The organism is Enterobacter cloacae complex sp. 677-3DZ2D5B (assembly GCF_004136695.1).
In the GTDB taxonomy this organism is placed as follows: Bacteria; Pseudomonadota; Gammaproteobacteria; order Enterobacterales; family Enterobacteriaceae; genus Enterobacter; species Enterobacter hormaechei_C.
This window is the reverse complement of sequence record NZ_QFLS01000005.1, coordinates 443,716-456,466: the sequence shown is the minus strand read 5'-3', so window position 1 is coordinate 456,466 and position 12,751 is coordinate 443,716. Positions and strand designations below refer to the sequence as shown.

Genomic DNA, 12,751 nt, shown 5'->3' with positions numbered 1-12,751 from the left:
ATGCGGATAGCACGCCTGATTCGCTCCCGCTGGCTGTGGCTGGCGGGAGCGCTTCTCGTTTCAGGGGGGCTGATTGTCGTCGCTGACCGCGTGTGGCCGTTGCCCCTGAAAGAGGTCAACCCTGCGCGAGTGGTGGTGGATGAGCAGGGTGTTCCGTTGTGGCGTTTTGCCGACAGCGAAGGCATCTGGCGCTATCCGGTTACCATTAAAGAGGTTTCCCCACGCTATCTCGAGGCGCTGATCCAGTATGAAGATCGCTGGTTCTGGGATCACCCGGGCGTCAATCCGCTTTCTGTAGTGCGTGCCGCCTGGCAGGATCTCACCTCCGGGAGAGTGGTTTCTGGCGGGAGCACGCTTACCATGCAGGTGGCACGCCTTCTGGATCCGCATCCGCGAACCTTTGGCGGTAAAATTCGTCAGCTGTGGCGGGCGATGCAGCTGGAGTGGCATCTCTCCAAGCGTGAAATCCTGACGCTGTATCTGAACCGTGCCCCGTTTGGCGGCACGTTGCAGGGCGTGGGCGCGGCAAGCTGGACTTACCTTGGCAAACCGCCGTCTCAGCTGAGCTATTCCGACGCGGCGCTGCTGGCTGTACTACCACAAGCACCCAGCCGTCTGCGCCCGGACCGCTGGCCGGAACGTGCCGAAGCGGCGCGGAACAAAGTACTCGACCGCATGCTGACTCAGGGCGTCTGGTCTGAGAAGCAGGTGAAAGAGTCCCGTGAAGAGCCGGTCTGGCTGGCCCCCCGGCAGATGCCGCAGCTGGCGCCGCTCTTTTCCCGCATGATGCTGAGTAAAAGTCGTGACACAAAAATAGTCACCACGCTGGATGCAGCATTGCAACGACAGCTTGAAGAGCTGGCAATGAACTGGAAATCACGCCTGCCCGCCCGCAGTTCGCTGGCGATGATCGTCGTGGATCATACATCCATGAAAGTGCGTGGCTGGGTAGGCTCGGTAGATATCAATGATGACAGCCGTTTCAGCCACGTAGATATGGTCAATGCGATTCGATCGCCGGGATCGGTTCTCAAACCATTCATCTATGGCATGGCGCTGGACGATGGTCTGATCCATCCCGCTTCGTTATTACAGGATGTTCCAAGAAAAACGGGGGATTATCGTCCCGGCAACTTTGACAGCGGCTTCCATGGGCCGGTCAGTATGAGCGAAGCCCTGGTGCGTTCCCTCAACCTGCCTGCGGTGCAGGTTCTGGAAGCGTACGGCCCAAAACGTTTTGCCGGAATGCTGAGCAACGCGGGATTACCGCTCATTCTGCCTGCGGGGGCACAGCCCAACCTCTCTCTGATCCTGGGGGGCGCAGGCGCACGCCTGGCTGATATCGCTGCCGCCTATAGCGCCTTTGCGCGTCAGGGTAAGGCGGGCCGGCTGCGTTTACAGCCGGGCGATCCGCTGATCGAACGTCCGCTGTTATCGCAGGGGGCGGCGTGGATTATTCGTCGCATTCTCGCTAATGAAGCACAGCCCCTGCCGGACAGTGCGCTGCCCCAGGTTGCGCCGCTGGCGTGGAAAACGGGCACCAGCTATGGCTACCGGGATGCCTGGGCCATCGGCCTGAATGCCCGCTATGTCATCGGAATCTGGACCGGACGCCCGGACGGCACGCCCGTTGCCGGGCAGTTTGGTTTCGCCAGCGCGGTACCGCTCCTGAATCAGGTCAATAACATGCTTCAGTCCCGCTCGATGGTGGATGAAGCGCGCCTGCCGCGCGATCCGCGTCCCGCAAGCGTAGGACGGGGCGTGATTTGCTGGCCGGGGGGCCAGTCCCTGCCTGAAGGGAGCGAAAACTGTCGGCGTCGGCTGTCAACCTGGCTGCTGGAAGGCAGTGAACCGCCTACGCTGCTGCTGCCGGAACAGGAAGGTATTCGCGGGATCCGTTTCCCGGTCTGGCTGGATAAAGAAGGCAAACGCGTTGCGGCGGATTGTCCTGATGCGACAGAAAAAGTGCTGGATGTCTGGCCGTTGCCGCTGGAGCCCTGGCTGCCTGCTGCCGAAAAACGGGCTGCTCGTCTCCCCGCCCGTTCAGCGATTTGCCCTCCGCTGGATAACCATAATGCGGCGCCGCTGATGTTGTCAGGCGTCAGAGAAGGGGCGGTAATTAAACGTCTTCCAGGTGAGAAAAATATTACCCTCAACGTTTCAACCAGCGGCGGGGAGGGGCAACGATGGTGGTTTTTGAATGGCGAACCGCTGGACGGGCATCAGAAGAATTATTCACTGCAATTATATTTGCCTGGTAAATATCAATTAATTGTATTAGATGAAACAGGACAAACGGTGACGGTGAATTTTGAATTAGATCGCTAAGTGTTACTCCTCAAGAGTTAGCTTGATAATTATCAATATTCGTTCCTGAAAAAAAACGAGAATGCGTTTTTATTTGAAGGAACGAGCAATGAAAAAAAATAAACATCAGGGAGAAGGGCTTATTCCCGCTATATCCCGGCGTCATTTTATTCAGGCAGGGTCGGCGCTCGCCGCCCTGCCGTTTGTCGTCAAAACCGGCAAAGTACAGGCACAGGACGCGGCGGTTTCAGACGCTACGCCTGAAGAAAAAGTGGTGCAAACCTGTAGTACGTTTGACTGCGGCGGCAAGTGTGATATTCGTGCTCACGTCAGTGATGGCGTTGTGACCCGAATTTCAACGCGACCGGATAACGCGCTGGATCCGCAGATGCCAGTGATGCGCGCCTGCGTTCGTGGTCGGGCTTATCGGAAATTTGTTTATCATCCCGATCGGCTTAAATATCCAATGAAACGCGTGGGTAAACGTGGCGAAGGAAAATTCGAACGTATTACCTGGGATGAAGCCACCACCCTTATTGCGAATCAATTAAAAACTATTACGCAAAAATACGGTGCTGCGTCACGCTATGTTCATGTGGGCACCGCGGTGTCCGGCGGGACCTTTTCCGGCGATAAAATGGTTCGTCGTCTGCTCAACTTAACCGGCGGCTATCTCGAAAGCTATCACTCGGTCAGTATGGGTAACACGGCGGCGGCAACGCCGTATACCTATGGCACCGCCGCCAGCGGCAGCTCTCTGGACACGCTGCTGGACACCAAACTGGTCATTCTCTGGGGGCATAACCCGACGGAAACCATCTTCGGGCACAGCAACCACTTCTACCAGAAGATGAAGCAAAACGGCACGCGCTTTATCGTTGTTGACCCACGCTATTCCGATACGGTTTCCTCCCTTGCCGATCAGTGGATCCCATTGCTTCCTGCCACGGACAACGCCCTGATGGACGCGATGATGTATGTGATCGTCACGGATAATCTGCACGATCGCGACTTTATTCAACGCTACACCCTGGGCTTTGACGAAGACGCCATGCCAGAAGGCGTTCCGGCCAATGAATCCCTGATGGCTTACCTGAGCGGTGCAAAGGATGGCGTGGCGAAAACGCCCGAGTGGGCAGAGAAAATCACTCACGTGCCTGCACAAACTATTCGTCAGCTGGCGCGCGACTACGCAACCACCAAACCCGCCGCGCTGATCCAGGGCTGGGGACCGCAGCGTCACAACTGCGGCGAGCGCACCGCGCGCGGCTCGACGATACTGGCCACGCTGACGGGTAACGTTGGGGTGAAAGGCGGCTGGGCAGCAGGCTATGGAGGCTGCGCAAACCGCAAATTTGCGGCCGGGCCAGAGATGCCGGATAACCCGGTCAAAGCCAAAATTTCGGTCATGAACTGGGTGCAGGCTGCTGATGATGCTTCTAAGGTAACCGCGGAAGATGGCCTGAAGGATGCTGAGAAGCTGGACAGCAATATCCGCATCCTGTTCTCGCTGGCGGGCAATTATCTGGCTAACCAGAACCCGGATCTTCATCAGGCAACCCGTGTCCTGGAAGACGAGTCGAAAATCGAGTTTATCGTCGCAAGCGATCTGTTTATGACGCCTAGCGCCAGATACGCCGACCTGCTTTTGCCGGAAACCAGCTTTATGGAACGCTGGAATATCGGCGAAACCTGGGGCACGGCAAGCTATCTGATCCTGTCAGAAAAGCTCATTGAACCTGAATTTGAACGCCGTTCAGACTACGACTGGCTGCGGGAGGTCGCTGCTAAGCTTGGCGTCGAGCCAGCGTTCAGCGAGGGCCGTGACGAAAAAGCGTGGATTGAGCACATCTGGGAGCAGACGCGGCTGTCCATGCCGGATGAAAACCTGCCGGACTTCGCGACGCTACAGAAGACGCGTCAGCATCTTTTCAAAAGCGCGCCGTACGTTGCCTTTGAAGACAACATTCGCGATCCGCAGAATCATCCGTTCCCGACGCCGTCCGGAAAAATTGAGATCTTCTCGAAGCGTCTGTACGACATGCATCACCCGGAAATTCCGGCGCTGTCGCACTACGTGCCTGCCCATGAAGGGCCGGAAGACGAGCTGGCGAAAACCTTCCCGCTCCAGCTGATCACCTGGAAAGGGAAAAACCGCGCTAACTCCACCCAGTACGCCAACCCGTGGTTAATTGAGGCGCAGCAGCAAAAGCTGTGGATCAACCCGCAGGATGCGCAAAAGCGCGGCATTGCGCAGGGGGATACCGTGCGTATTCATAACGCGCGCGGCATTTGCGAGATCCCGGCGGAGGTCACGCCGCGCATCATTCCAGGCGTGGTGGCCATGCAGGCAGGCGCCTGGTGGCAGCCGGACGAGCAGGGTATCGATAAAGGCGGCTGCGCGAACGTGCTCAGTTCCGCCCGTATTACCGCGCTTGCGAAAGGGAATTCCCATCAAACCATGCTGGTGGAGGTAGCTAAAGCATGAGTCAGTTTAAACATTACGCACCGGTGAGCGACAAACAGCTGGGTTTTTATATCGACTCTTCTCGCTGCTCGGGCTGCAAGGCATGCCAGGTGGCGTGCAAAGATAAAAACAACCTTGAGGTCGGACGTCGTTTCCGTCGCGTTTATGAAGTCAATGGCGGGAATTTCATCCCAACCGGGCAGGGCGGCGTCAGCAACAATGTGTTTGCCTACACGCTCTCTATTTCCTGTAACCACTGTGCAGACCCAATCTGCACTAAAAACTGTCCGACCACGGCGATGCACAAGCGTCCGGGTGACGGCATTGTGCGCGTTGATACTGATAAGTGCGTCGGCTGCGGCTACTGCGCGTGGTCTTGCCCTTACGGCGCGCCACAGCTCAACGAGCAGACCGGGCAGATGTCCAAATGTGATTTCTGCGTGGATCTCCAGGCGAAGGGAGAGCAGCCCGTCTGTGTGGCAACCTGTCCACTCGAAGCGATTAAATTCGGGCCGATTGATGAACTGCGGGCGAAGTATGGTGCGGTCTGTGATGTGAAAGGCTTGCCTGATTCCTCCATCACCAAACCAAACCTGGTGATCAAAGCGCATCAGGGCGCAGAGAAAGAGGGGAAACGTCATGCATGAGTTACCGCTGCTGATTTTTACGCTGTTCCTGCAAGGATCGGTTGGCGTTACGCTGTGGCTGGCGTTCGGAAGCACGCAACGTAGCGCGCTGCTGCCGGCTGCCGGAGCGTTTGTGCTGGCGAGCCTGGGGCTGCTCGCCTCCGCGCTGCACATGGGCTATCCGCTTAATGCTCTTAACGCGCTGCGCCACGTATCCAGCTCCTGGCTGAGCCGTGAGATTATCTTTGCCAGTCTTTATCTTGCGGCGCTTGGCTTCGCAACGCTGCTGATGTTTGTCAAAAAGCCAGGCTGGAAGCCACTGTTGGTTGTGGCAGGTCTGGTTGGTTTAGTCGATGTGTTCTGCATGGCGCAGATCTACATGCACGCATCCGTGGTGACATGGCAGCATGTTAACACTCTGGTGCTGTTTATCGGTTCGGTGGGGATTATCGGCTCAGCCTGCATGGCCGTTGGGACGCGTTCCCAGTCAACCGTGCGTGCGGCGATTGTCATTATCACGCTGCTGGTGATTGCACGTCTGGTGATGCAGCCCGTCTGGCTGGCAGATATTACGGCTATGGACCACACCGTGGTGACGTTCCCTCACGCACCGCTACAGATGCTGGAGCAACTGCGAACCGTTCATCTGCTGAGCTGGTGCGTATCCGTTGCGGGTATGCTGTGCTTTGCTGCGGGCGGCTTAAAAGCGGCGCGAGGCACAATGCTGTTGGGCAGCGCCTTGCTGATTGTGGGTGAGCTGATGCTGCGCTTTGTTTTCTTCAGTATTGGCTGATGGGCGGATTAACCTTTGCCCCGGCGATGGACGTGACGCATGCGTGCGTCCGTCGTCGTTTTCGCCACTCTTCCTGCTGTGCCTGCGCGGACGTCTGTCCTGTGCAGGCTTTTTCTTTTACCGACTCAGGCGTCTCGGTTGATGACAGCCGCTGTATTGAATGCGGTGACTGCCTGTTCGTCTGCCCCGCTGGGGCCATCACCGGCATCACGCCGCGAAAACGCTTTCTGAGTGGCGATACGCTTGTTGGGCCGTTTACTGACCGTGCGCCAGGGGTGAATGAGCTTCTGCTGTGGCACGCGCAGTACCACGTTCGTTTTATCAGTATCGACGCGGAACAGAATCCTGACTGGTTGCTGGCGATTGCCCGGCTGAATCTGGCGCTTCGTCGACGCGGTGAAGCGGCGTGGGCGTTTAAACATATACCCGTCAACGAGGTTAATACCGCCCGGCGTGCGCTGATGCACGTTCCCCGTGAGGATGTCCGGGTCTGTAGCGTCGTGCCCGGTCAGCGTGATCTGCGCAGGGCGTTTTCTGCGTTTAGCGAGGCAGAGACAACTCTCGATGCCGAATCTTGTGTACTGTGCGGCGCGTGCTGGCGGAGTTGTACGGAAAACGCGATTCGGTTTGAGAACGCTGAACTGGTCGTAGAAACCGGACGCTGTACGGGGTGCGGCGGCTGCGAAGCGGTATGCCAGCATGGGGCGATAAACGTGACGCAAACAGAAGGAACGGCGAAAAGTGTGACCATACCGGCATATGAAGCCATTTGCCTGACGTGCCACCGTCATTTCTGGTCATTTACGTCTGATGAAAAGCAGTGTCCGCTCTGTTTTCATCATCAACACGGTATGCGAAATACGAGCTGTTGCTAATCTTCGTCTCATTTTAAAAAAATGTTATGCATAACCATAGGCAATGGCGCTATTGCTCTTTATAATCCGCGCCACACCATACTCAGGTATGCAAAAACAACAGAACATTTTACAGAGGTTATCAATGGCTATTGAACGTACTTTTTCCATCATCAAACCAAACGCGGTGGCAAAAAACGTTATTGGCAGCATCTTCGCTCGCTTTGAATCAGCAGGGTTTAAGATCGTTGGCACCAAAATGCTGCACCTGACCGTTGAACAGGCTCGCGGTTTCTACGCTGAGCACGAAGGTCGCCCATTCTTTGACGGTCTGGTCGAGTTCATGACTTCTGGCCCAATCGTGGTATCCGTACTGGAAGGCGAAAACGCGGTACAGCGTCACCGCGATCTGCTGGGTGCAACCAACCCGGACAACGCACTGGCAGGTACTCTGCGCGCCGACTACGCAGACAGCTTCACCGAGAACGGCACCCACGGTTCCGACTCTGTTGAATCTGCTGCGCGCGAAATCGCGTTCTTCTTCGCTGAAGGCGAAGTGTGCCCGCGCACTCGCTAATAATTTCGTAAATGCCGCGTGCAAACGTGGCATCCCTGCGCCAGACTTTGTACAATGCAACGCCCCGGACGAGCAGACTGCTTACCGGGGCGTTTCTTTTCAACCCACCAAGGGCCACAACGTGTAACAACGAGGCCGGAAAAAATTATGTCTGAATTAGTGAATACCTCCGAAGTCGCCATTCCTGCGGTTCCCAATAAAAATGGAAAAATTAACCTGCTGGACCTGAACCGTCAGCAGATGCGCGAGTTCTTTAAAGAGATGGGCGAGAAGCCGTTTCGTGCCGATCAGGTCATGAAATGGATGTACCACTATTGCAGCGACAACTTTGATGACATGACGGACATCAACAAAGTGCTGCGCAATAAGCTTAAAGAAGTGGCTGAAATCCGCGCACCGGAAGTGGTGGAAGAGCAGCGCTCTTCAGATGGCACCATCAAGTGGGCCATTGCCGTTGGCGATCAGCGCGTTGAAACCGTGTATATCCCGGAAGACGATCGCGCCACGCTGTGCGTCTCTTCTCAGGTGGGCTGTGCGCTGGAGTGCAAATTCTGCTCTACGGCGCAGCAGGGCTTTAACCGTAACCTGCGCGTGTCGGAAATCATCGGCCAGGTCTGGCGTGCCGCGAAAATCGTGGGCGCGGCGAAAGTCACCGGTACACGTCCAATCACCAACGTGGTGATGATGGGGATGGGTGAACCGCTGCTCAACCTGACCAACGTCGTTCCGGCGATGGAAATTATGCTCGACGATTTCGGTTTTGGTCTGTCCAAGCGCCGCGTTACGCTCTCTACTTCCGGCGTGGTGCCTGCGCTGGACAAACTGGGCGATATGATTGACGTTGCGCTGGCCATCTCTCTTCACGCGCCAAACGACGCCATCCGTGACGAAATTGTGCCGATCAACAAAAAGTACAATATCGAAACCTTCCTGGCTGGCGTGCGCCGTTACCTTGAGAAATCCAACGCTAACCAGGGCCGCGTGACCATTGAATACGTGATGCTGGATCATGTTAACGACGGTACCGAGCATGCACATGAGCTGGCTGAACTGCTTAAAGATACGCCATGCAAGATCAACCTGATCCCATGGAACCCGTTCCCGGGCGCGCCGTATGGCCGTAGCTCGAACAGCCGTATCGATCGCTTCTCAAAAGTGCTGATGGAGTATGGTTTCACCACCATCGTACGTAAAACGCGTGGCGACGATATCGACGCAGCCTGTGGCCAGCTGGCGGGTGACGTTATTGACCGTACCAAGCGTACGCTGCGTAAGCGTATGCAGGGTGAGTCAATCGCGGTTAAAACCGTTTGATTATTATGCAGACACGGCGCATTTTTTGCGCCGTGAAGCATTAATTTACTGAATATTCAGTCACAATCATCACGACTGATTAATAATTACGGTGCGTTTCATACGACTTTCGGGCAGTATGTAACGACGTAACAACAGTTTAGCGTGAAGGCCTGCCAGCGCTGTCATCTGCGGCCCGACAGTCTTATACTGTTTGTTCCAGGTTAACTGACCTAAAGTTTCGCGGTGCGGGTGGCATTGTGACTCACCGGCACCTGAACCCTTATTTTCACGTACCAGTAGTTGTAGCGAATGAATACTGAAGCCACTCACGATCAAAATGCAGCACTCTCCACTGGCGTTCGTCTTCGCAACGCCCGTGAACAACTCGGACTTAGCCAGCAAGCCGTTGCAGAACGCCTGTGCCTGAAGGTTTCCACCGTTCGCGATATTGAAGAAGATAAGGCACCCGCCGATCTGGCTTCAACGTTTCTGCGCGGTTATATCCGTTCTTACGCCAAACTGGTTCATATCCCTGAAGACGAATTACTGCCGATGATGGAGAAGCAGGCGCCTGTGCGTGCGGCAAAAGTTGCGCCGATGCAAAGCTTCTCTCTGGGTAAACGTCGTAAAAAACGCGATGGCTGGCTGATGAGCTTTACCTGGCTGGTCCTGTTTGTGGTTGTCGGCCTGACGGGCGCATGGTGGTGGCAAAACCACAAAGCGCAGCAGGAAGAGATCACCACCATGGCCGATCAGTCCTCCGCTGAGCTTAATCAGTCTGGTAATAACGGCGCGCAAAGCGTGCCGTTGAGCACCGAAGGGGCGACCTCCAGCGAACCTCAGTCGGCAGCAAGCAACACGCCTGCAACCGAGCCAGCGGCGACGCCAGAAGCGACGGCGAATACCGCGCCAGCCACCCAGACCCAGGATCAGAACGCGGTCGTATCACCTTCTCAGGCCAATGTTGATACCGCCCCTGCGGCAACGGCACCGGCAGAGAACACCGCGGCGTCACTGCCAACTGACCCGGCTGGCACGGCGGCACCTGCCGTGGACCCGAATGCGCTGGTGATGAATTTTACGGCTGATTGCTGGCTGGAAGTGACTGACGCGACAGGTAAAAAGCTGTTCAGCGGCCTGCAACGTAAAGATGGCACGTTAAATCTAACGGGCCAGGCACCTTACAAGCTTAAAATCGGCGCACCGGCAGCGGTACAGATCCAGTATCAAGGAAAACCTGTCGATCTGAGCCGCTTTATCAGAACTAACCAGGTTGCGCGTCTTACCGTTAATGCCGAACAATCAGCAGCACAGTAACAGACGGGCAATGCGGGAGATTTTACATGCATAACCAGGCTCCTATTCAACGTAGAAAATCGAAACGGATTTACGTTGGGAACGTGCCAATCGGCGATGGGGCGCCTATCGCCGTCCAGTCGATGACCAATACGCGTACTACGGATGTAGAAGCGACGGTCAATCAAATCAAAGCATTAGAACGCGTCGGCGCGGACATTGTTCGCGTCTCTGTGCCTACCATGGACGCCGCCGAGGCGTTCAAACTGATCAAGCAGCAGGTGAGTGTTCCGCTGGTTGCCGATATTCACTTCGATTACCGTATCGCGCTGAAAGTCGCTGAATACGGTGTCGATTGTCTGCGTATTAACCCAGGCAACATCGGCAACGAAGAGCGCATTCGCATGGTGGTTGACTGCGCCCGCGACAAAAACATTCCAATCCGTATCGGCGTAAACGCTGGCTCTCTGGAAAAAGATCTCCAGGAAAAGTACGGTGAGCCGACGCCGCAGGCGCTGCTCGAATCCGCCATGCGTCACGTCGATCATCTGGATCGCCTTAACTTCGATCAGTTCAAAGTGAGCGTGAAAGCGTCTGACGTCTTCCTGGCCGTTGAATCGTATCGTCTGCTGGCAAAACAGATCGATCAGCCGCTGCATCTTGGCATCACCGAGGCGGGCGGTCTGCGCAGCGGTTCGGTAAAATCGGCGATTGGTCTCGGCCTGCTGCTCTCTGAAGGCATCGGCGACACGTTACGCGTCTCCCTGGCCGCCGATCCGGTGGAAGAGATCAAAGTCGGTTTCGACATCCTGAAATCACTGCGTATCCGCGCGCGTGGGATCAACTTCATCGCCTGCCCAACCTGTTCACGTCAGGAGTTTGACGTGATCGGCACCGTGAATGCTCTGGAGCAGCGCCTGGAAGACATCATCACCCCGATGGACGTTTCCATCATCGGCTGCGTGGTGAACGGTCCGGGTGAAGCGCTGGTGTCCACGCTGGGCGTGACCGGCGGTAACAAGAAAAGTGGTCTCTATGAGGATGGCGTTCGTAAAGATCGTCTGGATAATAGTGACATGATCGACCAGCTCGAAGCCCGCATTCGTGCAAAAGCGACGATGATGGACGAAGCGCAGCGCATCAGCGTTCAGCAGGTTGAAAAATAACGTGATGGGAAGCAGGCTGCTTCCCATGTATGATTGAACCCATTCTTTGGGTTCTTTTTTGTATATAGAAAGAGAATAAACGTGGCAAAAAACATTCAAGCCATCCGCGGCATGAACGATTATCTGCCTGGCGAAACCGCCATCTGGCAGCGCATTGAAGGCACACTGAAGCAGGTGCTCGGCAGCTACGGTTACAGCGAAATTCGTTTGCCGATTGTAGAGCAGACCCCGTTATTCAAACGCGCGATCGGCGAAGTAACCGACGTGGTTGAAAAAGAGATGTATACCTTTGAGGACCGCAACGGCGACAGCCTGACCCTGCGTCCTGAGGGGACGGCGGGTTGCGTACGCGCCGGCATCGAACATGGTCTCCTGTACAATCAGGAGCAGCGCCTGTGGTATATCGGCCCGATGTTCCGCCACGAACGTCCGCAAAAAGGCCGCTACCGTCAGTTCAACCAGCTTGGCGTGGAAGTGTTTGGTCTGCAAGGACCAGATATCGATGCCGAACTGATTATGCTGACTGCCCGCTGGTGGCGTGCGCTCGGTATTTCTGAGCACGTTTCCCTGGAGCTGAACTCTATCGGTTCTCTGGAAGCGCGTGCGAACTATCGCGATGCGCTGGTGGCGTTCCTGGAACAGCACAAAGAGAAGCTCGACGAAGACTGTAAGCGTCGTATGTACAGCAACCCGCTGCGCGTACTCGATTCCAAAAATCCTGACGTACAGGCGCTGCTGAACGATGCGCCAGCGCTGGGTGACTACCTGGATGAGGATTCCCGCGAACACTTTGCCGGCCTGTGCAAGCTGCTTGAAGCGGCGGGCATTGCTTATACCGTTAACCAGCGTCTGGTGCGCGGTCTGGACTACTACAACCGCACCGTATTTGAGTGGGTCACCACCAGCCTCGGTTCGCAGGGCACCGTCTGTGCTGGCGGTCGTTATGACGGTCTGGTCGAGCAACTGGGTGGTCGCGCAGCACCGGCAGTAGGCTTCGCGATGGGCCTTGAGCGACTTGTTTTGCTGGTTCAGGCAGTTAATCCGGAATTTAAAGCCGATCCTGTTGTCGATATATACCTGGTGGCCTCAGGTGCGGATACGCAGTCTGCGGCAATGCAGCTTGCCGAACGCGTGCGCGATGCGCTGCCGGACGTTAAGCTGATGACCAACCACGGCGGCGGCAACTTTAAAAAACAGTTTGCTCGTGCCGATAAGTGGGGCGCAAGTATCGCACTGGTGCTGGGTGAGTCCGAAGTGGCCATCGGCGAAGTGGTAGTTAAAGACCTGCGCTCTGGTGAGCAAACTACGGTAACGCAGGATGGCGTTGCGGCGCACTTGCGCACTCTATTGGGCTAAGGAGAAGGACTGC

10 protein-coding genes are annotated in these 12,751 nt (G+C 56.0%); all 10 read left to right on the top strand.

The window, feature by feature from the left end; translation table 11 throughout:
* The 10 genes from pbpC (at position 1) to hisS (ending at position 12,738) form a co-directional block, all read left to right on the top strand.
* On the top strand, positions 1-2,328 hold the full coding sequence (pbpC, locus tag DD597_RS09435; protein ID WP_129256119.1) for a peptidoglycan glycosyltransferase PbpC: 2,328 nt from the start codon (positions 1-3) through the stop codon (positions 2,326-2,328).
* A gap of 88 nt (positions 2,329-2,416) precedes the next feature.
* Positions 2,417-4,795 carry a DMSO/selenate family reductase complex A subunit gene (locus DD597_RS09430; RefSeq protein WP_304988653.1) on the top strand — a complete coding sequence of 793 codons (2,379 nt, stop codon included), beginning with the start codon at positions 2,417-2,419 and terminating at the stop codon, positions 4,793-4,795.
* The gene (locus DD597_RS09425) at positions 4,792-5,421 is read left to right on the top strand and encodes a DMSO/selenate family reductase complex B subunit (protein ID WP_003860631.1); all 630 of its coding nucleotides are present in this window, start codon (positions 4,792-4,794) and stop codon (positions 5,419-5,421) included. The genes DD597_RS09430 and DD597_RS09425 overlap by 4 nt, the downstream gene beginning before the upstream one ends.
* Entirely contained in the window at positions 5,414-6,193 is a 780-nt protein-coding gene (locus tag DD597_RS09420) for a DmsC/YnfH family molybdoenzyme membrane anchor subunit (RefSeq protein WP_127675460.1), read from the top strand. The genes DD597_RS09425 and DD597_RS09420 overlap by 8 nt, the downstream gene beginning before the upstream one ends.
* Positions 6,193-7,068 carry a 4Fe-4S binding protein gene (locus DD597_RS09415; RefSeq protein WP_129256117.1) on the top strand — a complete coding sequence of 292 codons (876 nt, stop codon included), beginning with the start codon at positions 6,193-6,195 and terminating at the stop codon, positions 7,066-7,068. The genes DD597_RS09420 and DD597_RS09415 overlap by 1 nt, the downstream gene beginning before the upstream one ends.
* A gap of 124 nt (positions 7,069-7,192) precedes the next feature.
* A complete protein-coding gene (ndk, locus tag DD597_RS09410; RefSeq protein ID WP_003860625.1) occupies positions 7,193-7,624 on the top strand; it encodes a nucleoside-diphosphate kinase in 432 nt (143 codons plus the stop codon).
* A 147-nt stretch (positions 7,625-7,771) separates the two neighbouring features.
* On the top strand, positions 7,772-8,938 hold the full coding sequence (locus DD597_RS09405) for a bifunctional tRNA (adenosine(37)-C2)-methyltransferase TrmG/ribosomal RNA large subunit methyltransferase RlmN (RefSeq protein WP_003860623.1): 1,167 nt from the start codon (positions 7,772-7,774) through the stop codon (positions 8,936-8,938).
* 291 nt (positions 8,939-9,229) lie between these two features.
* Positions 9,230-10,237 carry a cytoskeleton protein RodZ gene (gene rodZ / locus DD597_RS09400; protein WP_023325062.1) on the top strand — a complete coding sequence of 336 codons (1,008 nt, stop codon included), beginning with the start codon at positions 9,230-9,232 and terminating at the stop codon, positions 10,235-10,237.
* A gap of 26 nt (positions 10,238-10,263) precedes the next feature.
* Positions 10,264-11,382, top strand: coding sequence for a flavodoxin-dependent (E)-4-hydroxy-3-methylbut-2-enyl-diphosphate synthase (ispG, locus tag DD597_RS09395; protein WP_003860619.1), 1,119 nt, complete (start codon positions 10,264-10,266; stop codon positions 11,380-11,382).
* Between the two features lie 81 nt (positions 11,383-11,463).
* Positions 11,464-12,738 carry a histidine--tRNA ligase gene (gene hisS / locus DD597_RS09390; RefSeq protein ID WP_045336895.1) on the top strand — a complete coding sequence of 425 codons (1,275 nt, stop codon included), beginning with the start codon at positions 11,464-11,466 and terminating at the stop codon, positions 12,736-12,738.
* Positions 12,739-12,751: the final 13 nt, after the last annotated feature.

Bases quoted from the DNA above. Each gene is read 5' to 3' on its own strand.
- pbpC (WP_129256119.1), top strand. From the start codon at position 1: ATGCGGATAGCACGCCTGATTCGCTCCCGCTGGCTGTGGCTGGCGGGA.
- DD597_RS09430 (WP_304988653.1), top strand. From the start codon at position 2,417: ATGAAAAAAAATAAACATCAGGGAGAAGGGCTTATTCCCGCTATATCC.
- DD597_RS09425 (WP_003860631.1), top strand. From the start codon at position 4,792: ATGAGTCAGTTTAAACATTACGCACCGGTGAGCGACAAACAGCTGGGT.
- DD597_RS09420 (WP_127675460.1), top strand. From the start codon at position 5,414: ATGCATGAGTTACCGCTGCTGATTTTTACGCTGTTCCTGCAAGGATCG.
- DD597_RS09415 (WP_129256117.1), top strand. From the start codon at position 6,193: ATGGGCGGATTAACCTTTGCCCCGGCGATGGACGTGACGCATGCGTGC.
- ndk (WP_003860625.1), top strand. From the start codon at position 7,193: ATGGCTATTGAACGTACTTTTTCCATCATCAAACCAAACGCGGTGGCA.
- DD597_RS09405 (WP_003860623.1), top strand. From the start codon at position 7,772: ATGTCTGAATTAGTGAATACCTCCGAAGTCGCCATTCCTGCGGTTCCC.
- rodZ (WP_023325062.1), top strand. From the start codon at position 9,230: ATGAATACTGAAGCCACTCACGATCAAAATGCAGCACTCTCCACTGGC.
- ispG (WP_003860619.1), top strand. From the start codon at position 10,264: ATGCATAACCAGGCTCCTATTCAACGTAGAAAATCGAAACGGATTTAC.